Below are 24,065 nucleotides of genomic sequence, written 5' to 3'. Positions count from 1 at the left end.
CAAAAGACCGTGGAGCCCTACCGAGCAAATCTTACCCATGCACCGAATCGCCATAGGAAGTGTGCAGCCCCACTGTCGCGAAAACTATCTGCGCCTAATTATTCTAGCGAGCGCGTCGGAACCAGCGACGAGGGGTCGGCTTCGGCCCCGGAGCCGGAGTAGTGAGCTCTCCACCCGGTTCGGTTCCCGCTGGATAGCCGGTGCCGGCCTCCAAGGACTTCTTCACATCAGTCGCGTAAGCATCGACATATTCCTGACCAGAAAGCTTCTGAATTTCCTTAATCAGGTCATCCGTCAGTGCCCTGGCCGCTTCATACTCATCGCTGTACTTGGCTTTGTACTCCGACGGATCAATCGGATCGCCGATAATCGTGCCGACCTTCACCGGACGAGGAATCCACGAACCAATCGGGTTGGCTTTCTCCGTATCAATCATCGCCATTGGGAACACCGGCACACCGGCCTCCAGCGCGACACGTGCCGCACCGGTTTTACCGCGGTACAGTCGACCATCGGGACTACGGGTGCCTTCCAAGGAAATGCCCAGCAGGTCACCGCGTGACAGCACCTTCAAGCCGGCGTTCAGCGCATCGCGAGCTGCATCACCAGAGGTACGGTCAATCGGCACCTGCCCCACCGAGGAGAAGAAGAACTTCTGGATACCGCCGACAAAGCCCGGCGTGGTGAAGTACTCCGCCTTCGCCAGGAACGTCAGCTGACGACGGCAGACCAGTGGGAAGAAAAAGTGATCCATCACAGCAAGGTGGTTCGACGCCATCAGCGCTGGACCTTCCTGAGGAATCTTCTCACCACCGATGTAGTACGGGCGATTATAGATCCGCAGCCAAGGGCCAATGAGGATGTACTTAAAGAACTTGTACCAGCGATTATTCACAGTTTAAAACTATACAGGTTCAGGTGGTCCGACGATCCATCTCCGCAGCCATTCCCCCACCTTTTCGCGGGCGAATTCCCCTGCAATCCCCCCAATTGACGCTTTACGACGATGCCGCGCCCTCGGCAGCCACAACGCTGCGCGCAATATCCGCCGCACCGATCAACCCAGCATCCGCACCTAGTTCAGCGACCCGCACATCCGCTACCGGACGATAGCCAGCGCCGGTGAGATTGCGGGCAAACTCGGCCTTGGCCTTGTCCAGGTATAGATCAGACGCCGAGGCAACACCGCCACCGATGACAATCAATTCCGGATCAAAGACATCGCCCACCATCGACAGGCCACGCCCCAGCCAGGTAGCAAAGTCATCAATCGCAGCTAGAGCCAATTCATCCCCCTGGCGAGCAGCCGAGACGACATCGGTACCAGTTACCGAGCCGGCCACGAGCCCGTCGGTAAGCCGCGAGAAGTAGCGACCGGATTCAGAGAGTTCCTGAGCGGTGGTAACCAACGCCGTACCCGAGCAGTAACGCTCCAAGCAACCACGCTTTCCGCAGGAGCAGGGACGACCATCCGGCACAACGGTGAGGTGGCCGAATTCCGGCGCCGTGCCGTACGCGCCACGGTAAATCTCACCCCCCTGCATCATCGCGCCGCCGATTCCCGTACCCAGCGCAAACAGCACCCAATTATCCGCACCGCGAGCCGCACCAAAGCGATACTCACCCCAGGCGGCCGAGTTAGCATCGTGCTCAAGCTGCAGCGGACATGGGAGAAGCAAGGATAAACGCTTGACGACGTTCGCATCGCGCCACGGCAGATGCGGGGCAAAACGAACCGTCTGGCGGTCAGAATCCAAAAAACCAGCTACAGCTAAACCGATGGCGCTGACATCTGGAAAGCGTTCAACCAAGCGCTCGGATGTCTGGACAATGCCACGTTCAATGGCATCCACACTGCCGTCAGAACTAGTCTGAACTCGATACAGCACCTGCCCATCAGCGCTGACCACTGCAGCGCGCAGGTTTGTTCCACCAATATCAAAACCGATAGCCGGGCGATCAGCGGCGTCGGACTCGTCTGAGCTCGGATGAATCGGAATATCGGTGGACATAACAGTTGATTATAAAGGGATTGCGCAGGTTCGGAGAATTCGGCGAGCCCGAGCAGCCATGACCTCCCAGGTCCACGACTGCACAACATGCTCCCGACCACAGGCTCCCATCGCCGCCGCGCGCTCCGGATTATCCAAAATCTCAACCAGCCCGGTGGCGACGCTGCGCTTCGAGGCCCCGTCGACAACGATGCCAGTTTCGCCATCGATAACTGTCTCCGGGGCGCCACCAGACTTGCCAGCTATGACAGGGACACCGCAGGCCTGTGCTTCCAAGTAGACAATGCCGAGGCCTTCTACATCGAGGCCACGTCCGCGGGTTCGGGCGGGCATGGCGAAGACGCTGGCCGCATTGTAATAAGCGGGGAGGTCATCATAAGAGACCTTTCCGGCAAAAATAACCTGCTCGGAGACCCCGAGCTTTACTGCCAGCTTTTTCAATTCTCGGTTCAACGGACCAACACCCACGATCAGCAATCTGGCATCCGGGTGCTGCTCAAGAACCTTAGGCATGCTGCGAATCAGCATATCCTGCCCTTTTCGGCGCACTAGCCGAGAAATACAGACGATAAGCGGCTGGGATTCACCAATTCCGTGGTGCTGCCGGATCTTCTGTCCCGCCTCGGGGTCCGGGGAGAATCGCTCGATATCGACACCGGAAGGCAGGCGTTCAAATGCTGTTTGCGGACCAAAGGCTGCCGCAAATCGACCACGGGTGTAGCGGGAAATATAGGTCACAACATCGGAGCTCTTACCAATGCGCCTCAGCATCTGGCGGGCCAATGGCAGCATCGACCAGCCCACTTCATGTCCGTGAGTGGTAGCAACGATGCGGGTGGCACCTGCGCGACGGCATGCGTCGGCAAGCAAACCAAGTGGCGCGGCGGCACCAAACCATACGGTGTCAATGCGTTCGGTGCGAATAATCTGAGCGGCGCGACGAGCTACGTGCGGCAGTGGCAGCAGCACGGAATCACGCATGCGGTAAACACGGTACGGTAGCGACTCGTCGTAGGCGCGGAGCTTTTCCTTCGGAGCTCGCGAGGACGCGAGGACTACGAGGTTCTCCGGATCCAAACGAGCACAGAAATCACGCAGGTAGGACTCGATTCCACCATCGCGAGGCGGGAAGTCATTCGTAATGAGCAGTACGCGCGCAGACATGGAGCCGAGTTTATCTACCTTGACTAAAAGGACGCGAGGTCACCTGCCGCTAGTTAGAAGCGGACAGCGCCTTGGTACGGGCCCCCCTGGTCGATGGAAACGACCTGGACTGGAATACCGTAGTCGGAAGCATGGACAATCTGACCATTGCCGATGTACATGCCCACGTGCGTGATTCCCGGGTAGTAACCGATGATGTCGCCCGGCTGCAGCTGGTCGCGGCTCACCGGAGTACCACCGGCGAGCTGCGCCTGCGAGGTCCGCGGGATGGACTTACCAATCTGCTGGTACGCCCAGTACATCAGACCCGAGCAATCGAACTCAGAGGGACCAGCAGCTCCCCACGAGTACGGGGAGCCCAGCTTCGACAGAGCGGCATCAACTGCGGCGGAAGATCCGAGCAGTTTGTCCAACCCTTCGGTAATTGGGTTGTTCTTGGAAATCCAAATTTCCCGCTGTTCGGGGCTCAGCGATTCAACCATGGACTTGACATGCTCGGCGCGCTCATCAAATTCGGCGCTGCGCTTGTCCAAATCATCGCGGCGCTTGGCCAGGTCATCGAGCTGCTTGCGGATATCATCCTGCAGACGCAGCGCATTGGCCTTACCATCCTCGGCATCCTTGCGGGCTTGCACCGCACGGCTGACAACTTCATCGTTGTCGCGGAACATCTTGTTGATGTAACCGGCACGGTCGATAGCGTCCTGAGCACTGGCAGATCCCAGGGCGGCCGACAATGGGTCGACGATTTCACCACGCATCCGCTTCTTCGCGAAGTAAGAAATCTCACCAGAGAGCGCCTTGAGGTCATCCTGTGCTCGGAGAACCTGATCCTCAGAGTGCTTCAGCTCCCCCTCGGCGTGCCGGAGTTCCTCTTCCTTGGCCTGAACCTGGGAATCCAGCTCGGTAACTTCCTCAGAAACCGCTTCGGTATCCCGAGAAATCTTCTCCAGCTCTGCAATAATGCCGTCTGCAGTAGCCAGATCCGGGGCTGGCTGTTCATCCTGTGCAGAGGCAATCGGCGCCAAACCTACGGCGCCAAAGGTTAGCCCAGTCACGACCGTAAGCCCGACTACACCGCGACGAGAGTTGTGGCGACGACGAGAGACACGGTGACGCGACAAATCCAAACCCTTTTCAAGTTGTGTATTCAAATTTCTTCCCCGAAAAACAAAACATCAAACCACTTGACGCATTCGAGCAAATTGTAGCAGCCTTGCCGCGGAACAACACACCGACAAACCGCCAGCGCAAAGGGGTATCCAAAGGGAGTAACCAGGATAGCCCTTCGACTCCACGCATTGCGTAACCGCAGTAGAAAAACAAAAAATGAGGCGAGCGCCCCTATAGTGCTTTACGACGCGCATAGCGTCAGCACCCGGGCGCTCGCCTCAGTGCCCCCTCGGTAAAAAGAGAGCCAAGGCTCTGCGGGGTATCAAGGCCCCGCAGGTTGTCATCCGTTCAAACAGATTAGAAGCGGACGAAGTTGTGAACCGGCATGTAGTTCATCGGAGCTTCCTTGACGACATCGCCGGACTGCGGAGCGTGAATCACGTTGCCGTTGCCGGAGAAGATGCCGACGTGGGTAGCGCCAGAGTAGAAGGAAACGATGTCACCCAGTGCCGGGCTGGAGACCGCGGTACCCTGGGAAGCCTGCGCCTGGGAGGTACGCGGGATCGACTTACCGACCTGCTGGTATGCCCAGGAGGTCAGACCGGAGCAGTCGAAAGAGTTCGGACCGGTAGCGCCCCACACATACGGGGAACCGATCTTGGAACGTGCAGCGGAGACGATAGCCGAACCAGTGGACGGTGCTGCAACGTTTGCAACGCTGCCGGAGGTAACCTCACCTGCGATGTCGTTGAACTTGCCAACAACATCCTGCATACCTGCAACCTGCGGGGTATCGAAGCCGTTCAGTGCGCCCTGGATGTCGTTCAGCGGGTTAGCGTTAGCGGTCGGAACTGCGAGAGCGGTAACGCCGGCGACAGTTGCGCCAAATGCGACTGCGTTGCGTGCAAAGTTAGAACGGCGGTGGTGCTTGCCCATTGTTTTGAAACTCCAAAATCTTCCTGTTTAGCCGACCGGGTTAGCTGACGGGTTCGGAAGAATGGAAGACTTCCTACCCTCCGGGATTTCCCTTTGGGATTCACCCCATGGTTCGAGGTGGGTCCCCGGCTCGAATCCCCTGAGGCTCTCACTACTTAGACCCTCAGGACCTTCGATAAGGCTCTGTGTTTTCTTATCAATGACCGGCACCAACTCAGTGGCCCCGTTTCAATGTCTCGATAAGGTTACGAAATGGCATCAAGTTTTGTCTAGCCGTTTGCCCAGAAAACCGCTCGAGGCCCGGTTGTTACCATCGATAGAACTAAACCGTTACCAAGCTGTTACAACTAGACACTCCCCCTATAGCGGAATAATAACAGTTTGATAAACGTGTCACTACCTGGCATTTTGAAGTCCGCCGAGAACTTTACACTTAATGCCTTAAAGTCGACACATTTTTATCGCGGGCTCAAAACGTGTTTTATGTCACACTCCAGCTTGCAACAGCTCAATTTGCTCAAGTTTCACAGTTTTAACACCACTAGGAGCGCTCAGCATAGGATTATTGACGTGGATTCAGGACAACAGCACTTCCCTCTCGAAGGCACCGTCGATGATTCTCTTTTCAACACCACCTTTGTCGTCGTAGACCTGGAAACGACCGGATTGAAGGCCAAAAACGACCACATCATTGAAATTGGGGCCATCAAAACCCGTGGCGGTAAGACAATTGGCACCTTTTCCAGCTTCATCGACCCCGGTATGGAGATCCCCGACCACATCACATCTCTGACCGGCATCACTACCGCCGATGTTGAAACCGCCCCACAGCTCGGCACAGTTATTACTCAGTTCCTCGAATTTGCCCGGGGAAGCGTCTGGGTTGCGCATAATGCCAAGTTCGATATTGGATTCCTCCGCCAGGCTTGCACAGATTTGGGCCTAGATTGGCCGAGCCCCAGTGTCGTAGACACCCTCACGTTGGCGCGTCGCGTCCTCGACCGCTCACAAGTTGGCAGTTTCAAGCTCTCACAGCTCGCACGGTACGTCGGTTCTCCGAATCGCCCCACCCACCGGGCGCTTGACGACGCAATCGCAACCGTCGACGTCCTTCACTACCTCGTGGAGAGACTAGCTGGCGATGAAGTACAAACAGCGTCCGAGCTAGTGCACTACTCGCCCACCGTCGCTCCAGAGGTTCGTGCTAAACGGCACCTTGCCGATGGAGCTCCGCACACCCCTGGTGTCTATGTTTTTCGGTCAAGAAATGACGACCCCTTATATATAGGTACAGCTCTCGATTTGCGACGTAGACTTCTGCAGTATTTCAACGGTACTGATTCTCGTCGCAAGATTACGGAAATGGTCTCTCTAGCCGAACGCGTCGAGATCATCGAGTGCCCGCACGGCTTCGCTGCAGAAATTCGCGAGGCTCGTCTGATCTCTGCACTCCGTCCGCCCTACAACCGACAACGCACCGAACCAACCCGCGGCTGGTACATCGTCCCCACTAGCCCCGGTCGGCCTGCCAAGATTAGCCGGGCAGTCACCGACGCCCGCAGCCTAGGTCCTTTCCGCACGCGCGACACCGCTACTGCCATCCGCGACAGGTTCTCCGCGCTTAACGACGACTTTGCGATAACAACCGCTCAGATCTCCACCACCGGCGCAGACGAGATCGCAGACATGATTGCAGAGATATCAGCACTTGCCGAAGCACACCGCTTCCAACGCGCGGCAGTGCAACGTGACCGCGCCGCGGAGTTCATTATCAGCTTGGACAAGCAGCAGCGCCTGAGCATGCTTGCAGCCATCCCATCTCTGCAAGCCGCTTTCCCCGATGGCAATGGCGGCTGGCATCTAGCGGAAATTCGCTACGGCAGGTTGGCCGGCGCCAGCACCGCACCACGTGGCGCGGAAATGAACTACATCATCGAGCTCATGGAGAGTTCAGCCCAAACAGTCACTCCAGATGATTCCTTATATAAAGGAGCATCGATTGATGAACTCAGTATTATCTGGAAATGGCTGCAGCGCCCGGAGGTACGAATAAAGCCCACCGGAGGCGAGTATTCCTACCCTAGGTTAGGCGCAGGAAAATACCTTCAGTGGGCAATTGACGCGCAGCAAGCACGTCGTGAAGCGCGACGCGAACCTTAACCCTTCATCGCCGCGGTAAGGATGTCCAGGCACAGCCCCGACTGGAGCGTTTCCTTGACCTCTTCAATGGAGTCGGCCATAGCTTCCTTTAGCGGACGGCCACTCAGACCACGCGAAATGGCGATTGCGGCGGCGGAGTTAAGGATGACTGCATCGCGAATCGGGCCTTCGAGCTCGCCAGCCCAAATGCGACGTGCAACATCAGCGTTGTAAGCAGGGTCACCGCCACGCAGCGCGTCAATTTCGGAGTACTCCATGCCATAGTCATGTGGATCGATGGCATCTTCGGCAACTCCACCGTTTTCCACAATAAAGACCTTGGTGGGGCCAGTAACGGTAATCTCGTCGAGGCCATCGCTTCCGCGAACCACCAGCGCGCGCTGACCACGGCGGGCGAAGGTGTCCGCCATCGTCTCCATCTGATCTTCGAAGGCACAGCCAATCAAGCTCGCCTGCGGGCGTGCTGGATTCGTCAGCGGCCCCAACAGGTTGAAGACTGTCGGAACCGCTAGCTCCTTACGCACCGGTCCAGCGAAGCGCATGGCCGGATGAAAGCGAGCGGCAAAGAGGAAGCGCACGTAGAAATCCGGATGTTCCGGAGAAGTAACGAGACCGTTCTCAATGTCGATGCCAAAGGCCTCCAGCATGTCAGCTCCGCCCGACTTCGAGGAAGCCGCGCGGTTACCGTGCTTGAGCACCGGCACACCGCTGGCCGCGATAACAATCATGGACATCGTGGAGATGTTGACGGTATTTGCGCCATCACCACCGGTGCCGACGATATCGACTGCACCGCGCTCAATAACACCGGCGAGCTGTGGATCATGAACTGGGCGGGCAAATGAAAGCATGCCCTCAGCCGCAGCATCGAGCTCGGCAGCCGTAATCCCCTTGGCGAGGAGACCGAAAGCAAACGTTGCGGTCTGCACGTCTCCGGAAGCACCGGACATGATTTGATCCATGGCGAATCGAATGCCCTCACCGGAAACTTCGCGGCCAGCGCCAATCGTGGAGAGAACATGGCGCCAGTTCTCGACCGCCCTCTTATCGCCGATCTCGCTCATCGCCACTCCCTTCCACTAGATAGTCAAGTCTGTACCCGTACAGTATTAATACAACTGCACCTAGGTACTACTGGTTATCCGGTCCACCAGGTGCACCACATCACAGGGCTTTTGAAAAATCCCACCGTGATGTACGTAATAAGACAAGATACCTCCCCCATATATCCAGCGCATCACCAGGTCCACCTTTTGCGTTCGCCGAAAATCTCACCCCCATTGGGGCAACTGGAAAAATACGATATTAAATAGAGCCGAACCTGCGATAAACTAACCGACAGCTGATGCCGCAGTATCGCAAACCCAGGTTCACCGGAAGTGAACCTGGCAGTCCAGGGGGGGATGGACACCGCGCACCTCGGCACAACAAAGCCCTCGAATTCACCCGCGTCGGATAAGGACACTGGAAAGTTCCCAACAGGGGAAAAATTAGTGAAATTCTCAGAAACCTTTTCTCGCGACCTGGGATTTTAGGAATTTTTATACAAAAACGGGGGTTGCAACGTGACTACTCCTTAAGAACAGTACATACTGTTAGTTGTGACGAGCGCAGTTGAAAATCAAGGTATGACAGCACCACGTCGTGCTGCGACACTGAACCGACCGAATATGGTCAGTGTCGGCACGATTGTGTTCCTGTCTCAGGAATTAATGTTCTTCGCCGGTCTGTTCGCGATGTACTTCGTGTCACGCGCGAACGGCCAGGGCGATTCGTGGGATTGGGGTACCGGCCACCTCAATGTCCCGTACGCACTATTGATCACCGTGATCCTAGTGTCGTCTTCGTTCACTGCCCAGTGGGGCGTGTTCGCGGCCGAGCGTGGCGACGTTTTCGCACTCCGTAAGTGGTACGCACTGTCTACCGCCCTGGGTGCAATCTTCCTCGTCGGCCAGGCTTACGAGTACTTCACCCTGGTTAGCCACGGTCTGACCATTCAGAACTCCATTTACGGTTCGGTCTTCTTCATCACCACCGGATTCCACGCAGCCCACGTCCTCGCGGGTGTGCTGGCTTTCGTTGTGGTGCTTATCCGTACCTCCAAGGCGAAGTTCACCCCGGCACAGGCCACTGCTGCCATCGTGGTCTCGTACTACTGGCACTTCGTCGACGTCGTGTGGATTGGCCTGTTCATCACCATCTACTTCATCCAGTAGGCCGTATTGGCCGTCCTTTGTTTAGTACGGCCTACAGCCCATCCACTTTCCACGAACAGTCTTAAAGGGAAAAAGATGGAAAACACTACCTCCGAAACCAAGGACACCACGTCCTTGGCTGCGGCCCCGAAGTCAAAGGGCCGCCGCAAGATGCGCCGTACTGCCTCCGGCATTATGGCTATGGCTCTCGCCCTCACCGGCGCGGGCTTCCTCGCTAATGCTCTGACCCCTGATGCACAGACGGCTACTGCTCAGCAGGATGAAGCCGCAATGATTCAGCAGGGCAAGGAGCTTTACGACGTTGCTTGTATTACTTGTCACGGCGCCAACCTTCAGGGCGTTAAGGACCGCGGCAAGTCGCTGATTGGCGTCGGCGAAGGCTCGGTTTACTTCCAGGTTCACTCCGGTCGTATGCCGATGCTCCGCAACGAGGCTCAGGCAGCACGTAAGACCCCGCGTTACTCCGAAGAGCAGACGCTGGCTATCGCAGCCTACGTCCAGGCTAATGGTGGCGGCGCCGGCATCGTCCGCGACGAGGACGGCTCCATCGCTATGGAGTCGCTGCGCGGTAAGAACGCCGGCCCGAACGGTGAGCTTGACAAGGCTGACGTTGCTCGCGGTTCCGAGCTGTTCCGCCTGAACTGTGCATCCTGCCACAACTTCACCGGTCGTGGCGGCGCACTGTCCAGCGGTAAGTACGCACCGGTCCTGGATCCTGCAAATGAGCAGGAAATCTACCAGGCAATGCTGACCGGCCCGCAGAATATGCCGAAGTTCTCTGACCGCCAGCTGTCTGCTGACGAGAAGAAGGACATCATCGCCTACATCAAGAACGCCAAGGAAACTCCGACCCCGGGTGGTTGGGGCATTGGTGGCATCGGCCCAGTTGCTGAGGGCCTTGTCATGTGGATTGTAGGCATTGTCGCTCTCGTAGCGGCCGCTCTTTGGATTGGATCCCGCCGATGAGTAATAACGAAAACAAGAAGTACAGCTCCGAAGAGCTGTCGAAGATGAGCAATGCGGATCTCGCTCGTCTGGGTGCTGAACTCGATGACGTGACCATTGCTTACCGCAAGGAACGCTTCCCGATTGCCAACGACCCGGCTGAAAAGCGCGCGGCTCGTGGTGTCACCATCTGGCTGGCACTGTCGGTCATTCTTGGCCTGGCATTCATCGCCATCTACCTGTTCTACCCGTGGCACTACAAGGGTCACGGCGAAGAGGGTCTGTGGTTGTACACCATGTACACCCCGCTGCTGGGTATCACCATCGGTGGCTGCATCGTCACCCTGGGTATTGGTGCAGTTAAGTTCACCAAGCGCTTCATTCCGGAAGAAATTTCGGTTCAGCGCCGCCACGATGGTCCGTCCGAAGAGGTCGACCAGAAGACCATCGTTGCCCTGCTGAACGATTCTTGGCAGACCTCCACCCTGGGTCGTCGCTCCGCTATCAAGGGCCTCCTTGGTACCGGCGCCGTCCTGGCTGGTATCGGCATGATCCTTCCGCTTGGCGGCATGATTAAGAACCCGTGGAAGCCACGCCACGACGTTGACGTCACTGGTGACGGCACCCTGTGGACCACCGGCTGGACTCTCGTCGAGAAGGGCCACAAGGTTTACCTGGGTCGCGACACCGGCGCTATCGCTGAAGAGGGCGTACACGGCTACACCACTAAGGGCGTTTCCCGCCTGGTTCGCCTCCGCCCAGAGGACCTGTCCGCAGGTTCCATGGAGACCGTCTTCCCTCTTCCGGAGGAGGACGTCAACGACGGCGACAAGTACTCCAAGGATGCTGATGTCTACGAGGCACACATGCACTCGATTCACGGCTCCCGCAACTCGGTCATGCTGATCCGTCTGCGTTCCCAGGACGCTGAAAAGGCAATCCTGCGCAAGGGTCAGGAAGACTTCCACTACGGCGACTACTTCGCCTACTCGAAGATTTGTACACACATCGGTTGCCCGACTTCTCTGTACGAACAGCAGACGAACCGTATTCTCTGCCCATGCCACCAGTCGCAGTTCGATGCACTGCACTACGGCAAGCCAGTCTTCGGTCCAGCTGCTCGCGCTCTTCCAGAGCTGCCGATCAGCGTTGACGAAGAAGGCTACATGTACGCAGAGGGCAACTTCATTGAGCCCGTCGGTCCGGCATTCTGGGAGCGTCAGTCATGAGTAATCCAACGAAACTAGCAACCGCTGCTAAGAATATGGATGACCGCTACACCCTGTCTGGCGGCATGCGTAAGCAGCTCAATAAGGTATTCCCTACCCACTGGTCCTTCCTGCTGGGCGAGATTGCACTCTACTCCTTCGTAGTCCTGCTTTTCTCGGGTGTTTACCTGACTCTGTTCTTCGACCCGTCGATGTCGAAGGTCATTTACGACGGTGCCTACGCGCCGCTCAACGGTGTCGAGATGTCTCGCGCCTACGAGACCGCCCTGCAGATCTCCTTCGAGGTTCGCGGTGGCCTGTTCATTCGCCAGATTCACCACTGGGGTGCTCTGCTGTTCGCCGTGTCCATCATGGCGCACATGTTCCGCATCTTCTTCACCGGCGCATTCCGCAAGCCGCGTGAGGCTAACTGGGTCATCGGTTCCATCCTCCTGCTGCTGTCCGTGGCAGAGGGCTTCATGGGTTACTCCCTGCCGGACGACCTGCTATCCGGTGTTGGTCTGCGTATTATGTCCGCAATCATCATCGGTCTGCCGATTATCGGCACCTGGCTGCACTGGATGATGTTCAACGGCGACTTCCCGGGTGACATGATTATCCCGCGCCTGTACATTGCACACGTGCTGATTCTCCCGGCCCTGCTGCTGGGTCTGATTGCCGCTCACCTGGCTCTGGTCTGGTACCAGAAGCACACCCAGTTCCCTGGCGCAGGTCGTACCGAGAACAACGTCGTCGGCGTTCGTATTCTCCCGATCTTCGCAGTCAAGTCCGTTTCCTTCGGCCTGATTACGTTCGGCTTCCTGGCGCTATTCGCTGGTATCTTCCAGATCAACGCAATTTGGAACCTTGGCCCGTACAACCCGGCGCAGGTTTCCGCTGGTTCCCAGCCGGATATCTACATGCTGTGGACTGACGGTGCTGCCCGTGTCATGCCGCCGTGGGAGCTCTACTTGGGCTCTTACACGATCCCGGCAGTCTTCTGGGTCGCCCTGCTCTGTGGTGTTCTGGTTGTCCTGCTCTTCGCTTACCCGTTCATCGAGGCGAAGATCACCGGCGACAACGCCCACCACAACCTGCTGCAGCGTCCGCGCGACGTGCCGGTTCGCTCCGGCCTGGGTGCCATGGCTTTGGTCTTCTACACCCTGCTGACTCTGTCCGGTGGTAACGACCTGATCGCATACCACTTCCAGATCTCGCTGAACGTGATGACCTGGGTTGGCCGTATCGGTCTGATTATCCTGCCTCCGATCGCTTACTTCGTCACTTACCGAATCTGCATCGGCCTGCAGCGCTCTGACCGCGCTGTCCTGGAGCACGGCATCGAGACGGGCATCATCAACCAGCTGCCTGATGGTTCCTTCATCGAGGTCCATCAGCCACTGGGTCCGGTCGACGAGCACGGCCACGCCGTTCCGCTCGAGTACCAGGGTGCTTACGTCCCGAAGACCATGAACGAACTGGGTGCCGCTGGTAGCCCGGGTCGCGGTAGCTTCTTCAGCCCGGACTCCCCGGAGATCGCCGAAGAGGCAGCTCGTATCGAGCACGAGAACCACGAGCAGCAGGCTCAGATGTTCCGTGACCTCGAAGCTCAGAACGCTGAAGAGCGTCGCCAGCTCGAGCAGTAAAATTCCGCGGTAGGTTTTCTACTGCGCTCAAATAAGACCACCCCGGTCCGCATCCACTTCGGATGTCGACCGGGGTGGTTTTTGTTACCCAGATTCTTCCGATTTCGCCTTGACCCCACATATGTCGGATACCAAATCTGCTGTTTACCAGTACTAAAATGGACATATGTCTACCAGTCCCTCCCCCACCACCGATCTTTCGAGCAACGCCACACAGCTTGTCGCCAACGGTGTCAACTTCGACTACGAGGCCACGCCTGTTTTGCGCGATGTCTCGCTCACGCTTTCCGACGGCGATGTCCTCGGTCTGGTTGGAGACAACGGAGCCGGCAAGTCCACTCTTCTTTGGCTGCTGTCGGGTCGTCGTCGGCCCACGAGCGGTACGGTGACTCATATTGGCACGCGTGTACTCGGCTCTCAGGAACTGGAAGCTCCTTTCGACTCCACGGTGCAAATGCTTATCGATGAAGCCCTCGGCCCCTCGAAACGTCGTTTAGCGGAGTTAGAAGAGGCAGCTGAGGCGATGGCCTTAGCAAAGACCCCAGATGAGTCTGAGGCGGCAGAGAAGGCGTATTCGAAGGCCTTCTCGGACGTCATGGCTCACGATGACTGGAACGCCGAACATAGTGCGGAGATTGTGCTCGATCATCTCGGCCTGACCGGTACTGCTCCGGACGGCGCTCCCCTGACAGAGCAACTAACCACGGAGATTTCCGGCGGGCAGCGGGCGCGGCTGGGGCTCGCGATTACGCTCATTCGAAAGCCAGAGATTTTGCTTCTCGACGAGCCCACCAACCATCTCGATGAACGCGGTCGCCAGCTCGTGATTGACACCATCCAGAACCACCCTGGAGTGGTTGTGGTGGCAACACATGACCGCGACTTCCTGGATGCCGTTTGTACTGTAATTGGAGACTTGGTGCCGGGGCGCCCTGGTATTGGGCTGTTCCGTGGTAATTACTCCGACTACGCGAAGCACCGTCGCCACCAGCGTGAGCTATGGGAGCACCAGTGGCGCTCGGAGGAGCATGAACGCAATCGGTTGGAAGACACCATCGAGAATGGCGCTCGTGAGGTCTCACCGGGTCGGGAAATGACGGACAATAACAAGATGGCTTATGACCGCCGTGGCGGTCGTGTAGAGCGGCAAATCGCCCGCCGCGTGCGTTCGGCTAAGCAACGGCTGGAGGAACTCATTGAGGAAGGTGTGGAGCGTCCACCGGCACTACTGGGCTTTGATGCCCCGTTGACCGCACCCTTACCGACCAAGCGCGCTGCTTCGGGCAGCGATGAAGATTTTCACATCAAGATGCGCGGTGTGATCGTCCCAGATCGAATTCGGGTTGGTTCACTGACTATTCGTCCCGGAGACAAGGTCGTGATCACCGGCCCTAATGGGGCCGGCAAATCTACTTTGTTTAAGACGATCATGGGGCAAGTTGAGACGCAGGCTGGCGAGGTGCGTATCGGCGAGAACTGTCGAGTAGCCATGCTGGCTCAGGAACAAGACTGGGAAAACCCAAAGAAGTCCGCCCGTGAGTTGTACGACCTTGCGCCCTATGCCCGCGTGCCTCTCGACGACTTTGGATTGCTTAGCCCTGAGGATGCCAATCGACCGGTAGGAAGCCTCTCCATCGGCCAGCAGCGCCGGGTGGCGTTAGCGTTGGTCGTAGCCAACCCGCCGGAGATCTTGCTGCTCGACGAGCCTACGAACCACCTGAGTGTGGATCTGATCGAGCAGGTCCAAGACGCGATCGCATCTGCAGAGGGCACAATTATTGTGATTACCCACGATCACCGCATGATCAACTCGCTCGAAGCGCGTCATCTGCAGGTGACTGACGGTGAGGTCATCGAACTACCTAAGGGGCAGAAACCCATCGAATTCGCCTGATGCGGAATCATATATTGACTACAGATCCTAACCGGCGAGGTAACACCAGTTAGGATCCCCAACTCGTCCAAACAAAAAAGTCTCTCCCACTAACACCGTTGTTAGTGGGAGAGACTTTTCGGTTATCTACGACTGTGGTTCAGTCTGATTGCACTCGGACTAGTGCTTCTCCGGCGGAGTGATGTACTGAGTGTTGAGCTTGGTGCTGGAGACGATCAGGATTACCGCGCCAAGGACAATCAGCCAGTAGGCCATGAATGCGATGCCGTAGCCCAGGAGCAGGATGCCCATGGTCATCACGAACGGCCAGATCGAGCTAGCGGAGAAGAAACCGAGGGTACCTGCACCGTCGGCAATCTCTGCCTCTTCGAAGTCAGCCGGGGTGATGTCGGAGCGGCGCTCAGTGAAGTGGAAGTATCCACCGAGCATCAGAGTCATCAGAGCTGCGAGGACCAGGCCGGTTGCGCCAGCCCACTCGAGGCGACCATGGCTTTCGTTGATGACGTTACCGGTGTCCTGAAGGTACTGAGTGCCGAAGATGTAGACGACAGCCATGACCCCCAGGAACACGGTAAGTCCGTAGAAGAGCTTTGCTGCAGACTTCATTTGAGAACTTCCTTTAGGTAAGAATCTTGCTGGGTTTACTTGGCGGTCGCGTTCAGGTCAATGGTGTTAGCACCACGGTCACCCATGTCGCGGGTGTCGACACGACCGGAGTTGAACGGCGAAGTGGAGACTGCGAATGCCGGCTCACCGATGTGCTTCAGAGCATCAGCGTTAGTAGCTTCTGGGTTCTCCTGGCGGAACTTGATGTACTCGGTGAATGCCTCGCGGGAGACAGCACGAATCTCGAAGTTCATCATTGCGTGGTAAGTACCACACATCTCAGCACAACGGCCGACGAATGCGTTCTTGACCTTGTCGCTCGGGTTGTCCTCCGGGCGGTTAGCCATCTTCTCCGAGTCGATCTTCTCAATCTGGAAGATACGGTTGGACTTGTTGGCCTCCGGGTGCGGGAACACGTCACGCTTGAAGAGGAACTCCGGAACCCAGAAGGAGTGAATCACGTCAGCGGACGCGAGGTCGAACTGGATTGCAGTGTCTTCCGGAACAACGAGGACCGGAACCTCTTCGGTGGTACCGAGGGTCTCAATCTCGTCATAGTGGAGGTAGTCGAGGCTCTCCTTGGAGCGACCGTGAACCGGGTACTCCTTCTGCTTTGCGCGATCCTCAGCGGACGGAACCTCGTGGCCGCCCTCGGTGAAGAACTGCTCATCAGCCGGCTTCTCAATACGACCGTTGTATTCCTCGCCGCCCATCAGGTCAGCGGAAATGTTGGCGTAACCGAACTTCCAGTTCCACTGGAAACCGGTGACGTCGACAGTGACCTCCGGATCCTTATCCAGGGCAGTCACCTTGTCCTGCGTCTGAACGGTGAAGAAGAACAGAGCCATCACGATCAGAATCGGCAGAATAGTCAGAGACAACTCAACCGGAACGTTGTATGCAGTCTGGCGCGGGAACTCGCCCTTGCCCTTCTTCTCAGCCTTCTTGGCTGTGAAGTTTGCCATCGAGTAAAAGGTGAAACCCCAAACAATGATGCCGATAATCCAAGCTGCAACCCAGGTCCAAACCCAGAAGTTACCCATGGACTGCGCTTCCGGGGTAACACCTTCCGGCCAACCAAAGCGGAGCAGCTTGAAGAAGCCGTTCTCCGGAGGATTAACATCACAGCCGGCAAGCAAGGCTGCGCTACCGGCGGCAACGCCGAGGACGCCGAGCTTACGGGCGACTCCGAACTTTCTACGCTGATTCACGTGTGTCTGCCTTCCTGATCCACACAATTTTCGATAACCGATTAAGGTTTCGTCCTACCCAAGCAGAGTAGTCGATTCTTAAGCTTTCTCCACAATAAATATGGCTGTGGGGTGCCTTTGAGTATATCTGCCCTAATAAAATACTGAGAAAGACCCGCCTATCGGGGGTGGCATTCTCACCAGTTACACCCTGTTGCCGCTCCCAAGTCTATGAATTTTTTAGTGTTTGCGCCACGAGCTGACGCCCACACCGTTCCGCATAACCCCGCGCCGAGGCCAGACACGGCGAGCTAAGACATTCTCCCTTTTCCCCAAAAGGCATTAAAGTAGGTGCAGCATTTCTATGTGGCGCCAATCTGGGGTTCAACCCAACTACTCAGCCACGCGGCGGTTCTTCATGGCCACCGGTTCAGACGACAGTCAGTCGCGCTGAGCCTCTAGCTACGAAGCCGTCAAAATCCACTAAGTGACACTAACTGAAAGGTGCGCGCACGAAGCATGTGTGGTCTTCTCGGAATCCTGACTGCAAATTCTGACGCAGCGGAGCTCGTTCCCGTTGTCGAAAGGGCTCTGCCCTGCATGCGGCACCGCGGTCCTGACGATGCAGGCACGTGGCACGATGAGGACGCAGTTTTCGGCTTCAACCGCCTATCCATTATTGATATTGCTCACAGCCACCAGCCGCTGCAGTGGGGACCAGAAAATCAGCCGAATCGGTACTCCATGACCTTCAACGGCGAAATCTACAATTTCGTCGAACTTCGCGAGCAGCTGGAGAAGGAAGGTTACGCCTTTAATACCTCCGGCGATGGCGAACCTATCGTCGTTGGGTTCCACCACTGGGGAGCCGACGTCGTAAAGCACTTGCGCGGCATGTTCGGCATTGCTATTTGGGACAGCGTCGAGCGCAAGCTTTTCCTGGCGCGCGATCCGTTCGGCATTAAGCCTCTCTACTACGCCACCACCGAGCGCGGCACGATTTTCGGTTCTGAGAAGAAGTCCCTGCTGGAGGCCGCGCCGGAGATGGGCATCGATGCGAAAAAGCTGAATAAGCGTGCACTGGAGCACTACGTCGACCTGCAGTACGTGCCGGAACCGGAGTCTCTGCACACTGACATCGTCCGCCTGGAGTCGGGCTGCACTGCCATCGTTACGCCTGGTGGCGAAGTTAAGCAGACCCGCTACTTCAAGCCTAGTTTCCCGATTCAGCCAGTCACTAAGGGCGCTGAGCAGGACGTTTTTGACCGCATTGCCCGTGCGCTGGAGGACAGCGTCGAGAAGCATATGCGTGCCGACGTCACGGTGGGCTCGTTCCTGTCGGGCGGTATCGACTCCACTGCGATTGCAACTTTGGCCAAACGCCACAACCCGAACCTGCTGACGTTTACCACTGGCTTCGAGCGCGAGGGCTTCTCAGAGGTCGATGTGGCTGCCGAGTCCGCCGCCGCCATTGGCGTCGAGCACATTGTGAAGGTCGTCTCGCCGGAGGAGTTCGCCGGGGCGATTCCGAAGATTATGTGGTACCTCGATGACCCGGTAGCTGACCCTGCACTGGTGCCGCTGTACTTCGTGGCCGCAGAGGCTCGTAAGCACGTTAAGGTCGTACTGTCCGGTGAGGGCGCAGACGAGCTCTTTGGTGGTTACACCATTTATAAGGAGCCGCTGTCGCTGAAACCGTTCGACAAGGTTCCATCTCCCCTGCTGCGCGGTCTGGCTAAGGTCGGCGAAGCTCTGCCAGAAGGCATGCGCGGCAAGTCGCTCCTGCAGCGAGGCACTACTCCGCTGGAACAGCGCTACTACGGCAATGCTCGTTCCTTTAACTTTGAGCAGCTGCAGGAAGTGCTGCCGTGGGCCAAGAAGGAATGGGACCACAGCGATGTCACTGCGCCGATTTACGCGCAGTCTGAAGGCTGGGACCCGGTGACTCGGATGCAGCACTTGGATCTGTTCACCTGGTTGCGTGGCGACATTCTGGTCAAGGCCGACAAGATTACCATGGCCAACTCCCTGGAGCTGCGCGTGCCGTTCCTCGACCGTGTGGTCTTCGACGTTGCACAGACGCTGCCGGTGGACATGCGTGTTTCTCACGGCACCACCAAGTACGCACTGCGTCGCGCCATGGAGCAGATTGTTCCGGAGCACGTCCTCAACCGCCGCAAACTGGGCTTCCCGGTGCCGATTCGCCACTGGCTGGCAGGCGACGAACTGCACGGCTGGGCCGAGGACATCATCCGCGAGTCCCAGACCGATGAGTTCATTAATAAGGACGCCGTGCTCAAGATGCTCGCCGAGCACCACCCAACCGAGCGCGACCACTCCCGCCGCCTCTGGACCATCCTGGCCTTCATGGTCTGGCACGGCATCTTCATCGAAGACCGCATCACTCCGGACATCGAGCAGCGCGACTACCCCGTCGAGCTCTAGCTCGCTTTACGACGGTCCCCGCGATTCAGCCCCATCCTGCCCCGGCAGGCTGTCACCATCGCTGGGGCAACCAAAAGAAAAGGCTCGGACCTCACTCAGTTAACAAGAGTGAGGTCCGAGCCTTTTTACTATCCGACGCTTTTCACAGCGTCTGCTGACAGCTCTGCTCAGCTAATGACTTAGTTGAAGGAGTCACCGCAAGCGCAGGAGCCAGTGGCATTCGGGTTATCGATTGTGAAGCCCTGCTGCTCAATAGTGTCCGCGAAGTCGATAGTGGCGCCGGACAGGTACGGAACCGACTGGCGATCAACGACCAGCTTGACGCCACCGAAAACCTCGGCGACATCGCCGTCGAGGCTGCGGTCATCGAAGTAGAGCTGGTAGCGCAGGCCGGCACAGCCGCCCGGAGCCACGGAAATACGCAGTGCCAGGTCGGTGGCACCTTCTTGGTCCAGAAGTGCCTTTGCCTTGGCAGCCGCAGCTTCGGTCAGGGTAACGCCAGTGCTCTGAGCAGTAGTCATAGCGCGTGTCCTCCTTGTTGAAGTGTTTAAGAATGCGAGTCGACCCCAAGGTCGGCTACGTCATTATTTATCACAACCATACCGACCAGTCTTTAATTCCCAATTCTGGGTACTCTTTTTCTGAAGTCTCTTCTTGCCGCCACATCGCAACCACACCACGGCTTCCCACGCCACAAGCGCACTCTTCCCGCCTGCCCCTGCGGCGGTCATCCCCAAAACCTCGCCCTTGCCCCGCCCCTGACCCTCAACCTGCAACCTAATTAGGGAAGCACCTTGAAGACCTTATAATCTGGGGTCGTGAATCTACCGTGGAAAAAGAATGACAAAAAGTCCAAGGCAGCTGAGGCAGCTAACGCTGACGCAACCAACGCCGGAGAAGTAGCCACCGACGCGACCGCATCCAGCGGGGCCAAGGGCACCGCTTCGGAGTCTCAGCAGCCCGAGAAGAAGCACAGCGGTGCTTTTACTCCCAAGAAGGGACGCCCCACTCCGAAGCGCAACGAGGTTGAGCGCGAACGCGGCATCCGCCGTGGCCCGGTCGAGGCGCCGCTGACCGCTAAGGAAGCTCGCCAGCGCCGCAAGGAGCTCAAGGCCTCCATGTCCAAGGAAGAGCTCAAGGCCGCCAAGGCACGCGAGCGAGCAGAGCGACGTGAGCAGCGTCGCATTGCCGACGAGCGCATGGCCGCCGGCGATCCGCGCTACATGCTGCCACGCGACCAGGGCGCTGAGCGCAAGTTTGTCCGCGACTGGGTTGATTCCCGTCGCTTCCTCGCTAACGTGTTCCTCCCGTTCGCGCTGATTCTGCTGCTGATTATGATGATTGGCACTTCCCTGCCGAAGCTGGCCAACATCGCATCTCTCATCGCTATGGTTCTCATCATTGCCCTGATCATCGAGGGCATCTACATCGGCCGCCGTGCCATCAAGCTGACGCGCGAGCGCTTCCCGAAGACCACCGAAGGAGCCTGGGGACTGGGCTTCTACGCTTACTCCCGCGCTTCTCAGCCGCGTCGTCTGCGTACTCCGCGTCCGCAGGTCAACATCGGCGACGAGATCAAGTAGCCTCATCTGCCATGCGCACTCTGGTTCTCGGTGGCGCCCGCTCAGGCAAGTCCTCATGGGCTGAGCACGAGCTGCTGGCCACCGCCGCAGCCTCAACCGGCGATGCCTCAGATGCTGCAGCCTCAACGGTGTTGCACTACATCGCAACAGCACGGCCCTGGCCCGGTGATAGCGATTTTCACTCCAGGGTCGAGGAGCACCGCATTCGTCGTCAAGCACAGGCAAAAGAGCACGGAGTGGCCTGGCACACGGTTGATGACGTCGATGCGGTGGAAGCTCTCGCGTCGCCGGAGCGGCGCATGCTGCTGGACGATGTCGGCACCTGGCTGACGCACATCATCGATGCGCAGGGGCTGTGGGAGGCGCCGAGGGGTAGCGTCGCGCCGTGGACGCACTCGCTTGTCGACGCCGTGCGCAACTTCCCCGCAGATTCCGACCTGTTCATTGTGTCGCCCGAAGTGGGCTTCGGTGTCATTCCCGAACACCGCTCAGGGCGGCTTTTCCGTGATGAGATTGGCCTTCTCAACCAGCAGCTTGCAGCTATCTGTGATCGTGTTGTCCTAGTTGTGGCTGGCTGCCCCATGGAAGTCAAGGCGGCGAGCTAGATTCACTCCACGCCGCTTCCCCTATGACGGTCTGCCTAGCAATGCGAATAGCTGTGCACCAATGGTCGGTAGACAAATCGTTTTCGGGTAGCGTTTGAGAGTATGAACGCGGATTATTTTGGACCGGTAGCACGCCCTGACGAAGAGACTGAACAGGCCGCCCGCGCGCGCCATGAGCAGTTGACTAAGCCCGCAGGCTCACTTGGCCGGTTGGAAGAACTCGGCATTTGGATTTCGGCGTGTCAGGGAGAATGCCCTCCGCGTGACCTGGACGATTGTCGTGTTTATGTCTTCGCTGGTGACCACGGTGTTGCCCAGGGCGGGGTGTCCGCGTACCCGTCCGAGGTGTCTATCCAGATGCTTGCCAATATCGAGGCAAAGGGTGCCGGCGTGAACGCTATCGCTGACATCGCGGGAGCCACTGTTACCGGCGTGGACATTTCCCTCGACCACGATGCCGAAGGGCCATACCGTATCCGTCGCAGCTGTGGTTCTATCGACCGCGAGGATGCGATGAGCGAGGAGGAGGTCGATAAGGCCATCCGCACGGGCATCGCGATTGCCGACGCCGCCGTTGATGAAGGCGCTGACCTGCTCATTGCCGGCGACCTGGGCATCGGAAACACCACTCCAGCCGCGGCGCTGATTGGTGCCGTGACCAACTCCGAACCGGTGGTCGTCGTCGGCCGAGGCACTGGCATTGATGACGAGGGGTGGAAGCTCAAGGTCGCTGCCGTACGCGATGCCATGTTCCGCGTGCGTCGCCTGCGCAATGACCCGGTTGAGGTGCTCCGTCGTATTTCCTCGCCGGATATGACCGTGATGGCCGCGTTCTTGGCGCAAGCAGCGGTTCGTCGCACTCCTGTGATTTTGGACGGAGTGGTTGTCACATCCGCTGCTCTGCTGGCTGACCAGCTCGCTCCGGGCGCCCGCGATTGGTGGGTCGCCGGCCACAAGTCGGCAGAGCCCGCGCACGCGCTTGCCCTTCGACACCTGGATAAGGAACCACTTCTCGAATACGGGATGCGTCTTGGCGAAGGCTCCGGCGCCGTCGCTGCCCTACCGCTGGTCAAGTCCGGCGTATCGGTCCTGCGCAACATGGCTACTTTCGCCGACGCAGGCGTAAGCACCAAGGACTAATCGACTTGTCCGACAAAGCCGGCCCGTCTCGCCAGGACAACCTCGACGGCGATCCCTCTGCTCACGGCAATGCCGTCGCTGAGGCCATCACCACTGCCCTGTCCTGGCTCACCATCCTGCCTTTCAAAGGCGCGAGCGTGTTCGACCGCATCACCGGCCGTCGCGCCATCGCCGCACTGCCAGTAGCTGGGCTCGTTCCTGCCGCGGGTGCAGTTCTCATCACGGCGGCGCTGTTCGCAACGTCGTCGTCACGCACGCCCACGCTTTACGACGTCACCCCGATCCTCGGCGGCGCCCTGATTATGGTGGCGGCACAGATGTTGACCCGCGCGATGCACCTGGATGGGCTGGCGGATGTGGCGGATGCCCTCGGCTCGTATAAGCCGCCGGAGGGGGCGCGGGAGGTGCTGCGCGATCCGAGCACCGGCCCAATGGGCGTGGGCTCCATCGTGCTGACGATGTTGACGACGACGACTGCTTTTGCCGTGATTGTGGCTAGTGTGCTGTCGCAGTGGTCTGCCGGTCAGATGTGGCCTGGCGTGGTTGCGCTGTGCTTGCCTTTTGTAGCCTCTCGCGCGGCAGCAACGACTGCCTGCTGGCGCGGCTTTCCGCCTTTTTCGAACAGCGGCTTCGGCTCTCTGACTGCCGGTACTCAGTCCACAGTCACGGTGACCTGCTGGTGGATACTGCTGCTCGCTGTGTCGGGCTGGGTGGTTGGGCTCGTGGGCGTAGTCGCTTGTGCACTGAGCTTTGGCGTTACACTGCTGCTGACGCGGCATTGCGTGAAGAGGTTTGGCGGAGTCAACGGCGACGTGTTTGGTGCAGTCATTGAGATAACGTGCGCTGTCTGTGCCGTGGCACTTGCCATAGGGTTCTAGCAGGGAAAATGCGCGCATTGCCCCCGTTGGGGTTTTCTTTAAAAAGAACTATTGACGGTCGCTTTGACGCGGACGTATTCTGAGGGCACACCGCCGGGAAGGCGGAGTACAGGAGGCTCGTTTCGGGGCTCGCCCAAATTATTTTGCGCCGACCGTTTGCCGGGGCGCCAAGAACGAGCACACCTTCTAGCCTCCCAGCTAATTAAAAAAGCGCGTCCCGCCGCAGCGATGCACGGGACGCGCTTTTCTTTGTTGGGGTGACACTCCCGGGGTTTAGGTTCAGTGGGGTTTGGGGTTAAGTAAAGAAAAGTGTGTCTTTTCCGG

General features: G+C 58.1%; 20 protein-coding genes and 1 riboswitch. Of the genes, 11 read left to right on the top strand and 9 right to left on the bottom strand.

The window, feature by feature from the left end:
* Nucleotides 1-103: 103 nt before the first annotated feature.
* From HMPREF2878_RS02070 to HMPREF2878_RS02050, 5 genes are all read right to left on the bottom strand, one after another.
* Nucleotides 104-895 (bottom strand): lysophospholipid acyltransferase family protein, encoded by a 792-nt coding sequence (locus HMPREF2878_RS02070; RefSeq protein WP_049170252.1) that lies wholly within the window; start codon nucleotides 893-895, stop codon nucleotides 104-106.
* Between the two features lie 103 nt (nucleotides 896-998).
* Entirely contained in the window at nucleotides 999-2,012 is a 1,014-nt protein-coding gene (locus HMPREF2878_RS02065) for an ROK family glucokinase (protein WP_070595622.1), read from the bottom strand.
* Nucleotides 2,013-2,021: 9 nt separating this feature from the next.
* Nucleotides 2,022-3,176: a glycosyltransferase family 4 protein gene (locus HMPREF2878_RS02060; protein ID WP_070652757.1), complete on the bottom strand. Its 1,155-nt coding sequence runs from the start codon at nucleotides 3,174-3,176 to the stop codon at nucleotides 2,022-2,024.
* A gap of 53 nt (nucleotides 3,177-3,229) precedes the next feature.
* Entirely contained in the window at nucleotides 3,230-4,300 is a 1,071-nt protein-coding gene (locus tag HMPREF2878_RS02055; protein WP_350309571.1) for an NlpC/P60 family protein, read from the bottom strand.
* Nucleotides 4,301-4,646: 346 nt separating this feature from the next.
* Complete coding sequence (locus HMPREF2878_RS02050; RefSeq protein WP_048731217.1) at nucleotides 4,647-5,225, bottom strand: C40 family peptidase; 579 nt, start codon at nucleotides 5,223-5,225, stop codon at nucleotides 4,647-4,649.
* A gap of 14 nt (nucleotides 5,226-5,239) precedes the next feature.
* Nucleotides 5,240-5,382, bottom strand: a riboswitch (cyclic di-AMP (ydaO/yuaA leader).
* A gap of 413 nt (nucleotides 5,383-5,795) precedes the next feature.
* Between HMPREF2878_RS02050 and HMPREF2878_RS02045 the strand changes: the two genes are divergently transcribed.
* On the top strand, nucleotides 5,796-7,385 hold the full coding sequence (locus tag HMPREF2878_RS02045) for a DEDD exonuclease domain-containing protein (RefSeq protein ID WP_049170245.1): 1,590 nt from the start codon (nucleotides 5,796-5,798) through the stop codon (nucleotides 7,383-7,385).
* Here the strand turns inward: HMPREF2878_RS02045 and trpD are convergent.
* Nucleotides 7,382-8,449: an anthranilate phosphoribosyltransferase gene (gene trpD, locus HMPREF2878_RS02040; RefSeq protein WP_049190496.1), complete on the bottom strand. Its 1,068-nt coding sequence runs from the start codon at nucleotides 8,447-8,449 to the stop codon at nucleotides 7,382-7,384. The two genes, HMPREF2878_RS02045 and trpD, sit on opposite strands and share 4 nt — an antisense overlap.
* Nucleotides 8,450-8,986: 537 nt before the next feature.
* Between trpD and HMPREF2878_RS02035 the strand changes: the two genes are divergently transcribed.
* From HMPREF2878_RS02035 to HMPREF2878_RS02015, 5 genes are all read left to right on the top strand, one after another.
* A complete protein-coding gene (locus HMPREF2878_RS02035) occupies nucleotides 8,987-9,601 on the top strand; it encodes an aa3-type cytochrome oxidase subunit III (RefSeq protein ID WP_088611596.1) in 615 nt (204 codons plus the stop codon).
* A gap of 75 nt (nucleotides 9,602-9,676) precedes the next feature.
* Nucleotides 9,677-10,567, top strand: coding sequence for a cytochrome bc1 complex diheme cytochrome c subunit (locus tag HMPREF2878_RS02030; protein WP_016423027.1), 891 nt, complete (start codon nucleotides 9,677-9,679; stop codon nucleotides 10,565-10,567).
* Complete coding sequence (locus HMPREF2878_RS02025) at nucleotides 10,564-11,775, top strand: cytochrome bc1 complex Rieske iron-sulfur subunit (RefSeq protein ID WP_049170241.1); 1,212 nt, start codon at nucleotides 10,564-10,566, stop codon at nucleotides 11,773-11,775. The genes HMPREF2878_RS02030 and HMPREF2878_RS02025 overlap by 4 nt, the downstream gene beginning before the upstream one ends.
* A complete protein-coding gene (locus HMPREF2878_RS02020; protein ID WP_016423029.1) occupies nucleotides 11,772-13,400 on the top strand; it encodes a cytochrome bc1 complex cytochrome b subunit in 1,629 nt (542 codons plus the stop codon). Before HMPREF2878_RS02025 ends, HMPREF2878_RS02020 begins: the two co-directional genes overlap by 4 nt.
* A gap of 166 nt (nucleotides 13,401-13,566) precedes the next feature.
* Complete coding sequence (locus tag HMPREF2878_RS02015; RefSeq protein WP_070652756.1) at nucleotides 13,567-15,294, top strand: ABC-F family ATP-binding cassette domain-containing protein; 1,728 nt, start codon at nucleotides 13,567-13,569, stop codon at nucleotides 15,292-15,294.
* A gap of 159 nt (nucleotides 15,295-15,453) precedes the next feature.
* On the opposite strand, the gene HMPREF2878_RS02010 is transcribed toward HMPREF2878_RS02015, so the two are convergent.
* Together HMPREF2878_RS02010 and HMPREF2878_RS02005 are read right to left on the bottom strand one after the other, a co-directional pair.
* On the bottom strand, nucleotides 15,454-15,900 hold the full coding sequence (locus HMPREF2878_RS02010; protein ID WP_070652755.1) for an aa3-type cytochrome oxidase subunit IV: 447 nt from the start codon (nucleotides 15,898-15,900) through the stop codon (nucleotides 15,454-15,456).
* Between the two features lie 35 nt (nucleotides 15,901-15,935).
* The gene (locus HMPREF2878_RS02005; RefSeq protein WP_049170235.1) at nucleotides 15,936-17,111 is read right to left on the bottom strand and encodes an aa3-type cytochrome oxidase subunit II; all 1,176 of its coding nucleotides are present in this window, start codon (nucleotides 17,109-17,111) and stop codon (nucleotides 15,936-15,938) included.
* A gap of 498 nt (nucleotides 17,112-17,609) precedes the next feature.
* On the opposite strand from HMPREF2878_RS02005, the gene asnB reads away from it, so the two are divergent.
* A complete protein-coding gene (gene asnB, locus HMPREF2878_RS02000; protein ID WP_070652754.1) occupies nucleotides 17,610-19,535 on the top strand; it encodes an asparagine synthase (glutamine-hydrolyzing) in 1,926 nt (641 codons plus the stop codon).
* A gap of 179 nt (nucleotides 19,536-19,714) precedes the next feature.
* On the opposite strand, the gene HMPREF2878_RS01995 is transcribed toward asnB, so the two are convergent.
* The gene (locus HMPREF2878_RS01995; protein WP_005512007.1) at nucleotides 19,715-20,056 is read right to left on the bottom strand and encodes a HesB/IscA family protein; all 342 of its coding nucleotides are present in this window, start codon (nucleotides 20,054-20,056) and stop codon (nucleotides 19,715-19,717) included.
* 297 nt (nucleotides 20,057-20,353) lie between these two features.
* Here HMPREF2878_RS01995 and HMPREF2878_RS01990 point away from each other — a divergent pair, with 297 nt between their 5' ends.
* From HMPREF2878_RS01990 to HMPREF2878_RS01975, 4 genes are all read left to right on the top strand, one after another.
* Complete coding sequence (locus HMPREF2878_RS01990) at nucleotides 20,354-21,118, top strand: DUF3043 domain-containing protein (protein ID WP_070438575.1); 765 nt, start codon at nucleotides 20,354-20,356, stop codon at nucleotides 21,116-21,118.
* Between the two features lie 11 nt (nucleotides 21,119-21,129).
* Nucleotides 21,130-21,723: a bifunctional adenosylcobinamide kinase/adenosylcobinamide-phosphate guanylyltransferase gene (locus HMPREF2878_RS01985; protein ID WP_070438579.1), complete on the top strand. Its 594-nt coding sequence runs from the start codon at nucleotides 21,130-21,132 to the stop codon at nucleotides 21,721-21,723.
* Between the two features lie 102 nt (nucleotides 21,724-21,825).
* On the top strand, nucleotides 21,826-22,863 hold the full coding sequence (gene cobT / locus HMPREF2878_RS01980; RefSeq protein WP_049190512.1) for a nicotinate-nucleotide--dimethylbenzimidazole phosphoribosyltransferase: 1,038 nt from the start codon (nucleotides 21,826-21,828) through the stop codon (nucleotides 22,861-22,863).
* Nucleotides 22,864-22,868: 5 nt separating this feature from the next.
* Nucleotides 22,869-23,741: an adenosylcobinamide-GDP ribazoletransferase gene (locus HMPREF2878_RS01975; RefSeq protein WP_070438582.1), complete on the top strand. Its 873-nt coding sequence runs from the start codon at nucleotides 22,869-22,871 to the stop codon at nucleotides 23,739-23,741.
* Nucleotides 23,742-24,065: the final 324 nt, after the last annotated feature.

This window comes from Corynebacterium sp. HMSC065H09 (genome assembly GCF_001812845.1).
GTDB lineage: Bacteria > Actinomycetota > Actinomycetes > Mycobacteriales > Mycobacteriaceae > Corynebacterium > Corynebacterium jeikeium_D.
The sequence above is the reverse complement of the archived record's forward strand: the minus strand, read 5'-3'. Positions and strand labels throughout refer to the sequence as shown.

Excerpts from the sequence above, each read along its gene's own strand:
- HMPREF2878_RS02030 (WP_016423027.1), top strand. The coding sequence starts at position 9,677 with ATGGAAAACACTACCTCCGAAACCAAGGACACCACGTCCTTGGCTGCG.
- trpD (WP_049190496.1), bottom strand. The coding sequence starts at position 8,449 with ATGAGCGAGATCGGCGATAAGAGGGCGGTCGAGAACTGGCGCCATGTT.
- HMPREF2878_RS02025 (WP_049170241.1), top strand. The coding sequence starts at position 10,564 with ATGAGTAATAACGAAAACAAGAAGTACAGCTCCGAAGAGCTGTCGAAG.
- HMPREF2878_RS02015 (WP_070652756.1), top strand. The coding sequence starts at position 13,567 with ATGTCTACCAGTCCCTCCCCCACCACCGATCTTTCGAGCAACGCCACA.
- HMPREF2878_RS02010 (WP_070652755.1), bottom strand. The coding sequence starts at position 15,900 with ATGAAGTCTGCAGCAAAGCTCTTCTACGGACTTACCGTGTTCCTGGGG.
- HMPREF2878_RS02050 (WP_048731217.1), bottom strand. The coding sequence starts at position 5,225 with ATGGGCAAGCACCACCGCCGTTCTAACTTTGCACGCAACGCAGTCGCA.
- HMPREF2878_RS02065 (WP_070595622.1), bottom strand. The coding sequence starts at position 2,012 with ATGTCCACCGATATTCCGATTCATCCGAGCTCAGACGAGTCCGACGCC.
- HMPREF2878_RS01995 (WP_005512007.1), bottom strand. The coding sequence starts at position 20,056 with ATGACTACTGCTCAGAGCACTGGCGTTACCCTGACCGAAGCTGCGGCT.
- HMPREF2878_RS01985 (WP_070438579.1), top strand. The coding sequence starts at position 21,130 with ATGCGCACTCTGGTTCTCGGTGGCGCCCGCTCAGGCAAGTCCTCATGG.
- HMPREF2878_RS02060 (WP_070652757.1), bottom strand. The coding sequence starts at position 3,176 with ATGTCTGCGCGCGTACTGCTCATTACGAATGACTTCCCGCCTCGCGAT.
- asnB (WP_070652754.1), top strand. The coding sequence starts at position 17,610 with ATGTGTGGTCTTCTCGGAATCCTGACTGCAAATTCTGACGCAGCGGAG.
- cobT (WP_049190512.1), top strand. The coding sequence starts at position 21,826 with ATGAACGCGGATTATTTTGGACCGGTAGCACGCCCTGACGAAGAGACT.
- HMPREF2878_RS02020 (WP_016423029.1), top strand. The coding sequence starts at position 11,772 with ATGAGTAATCCAACGAAACTAGCAACCGCTGCTAAGAATATGGATGAC.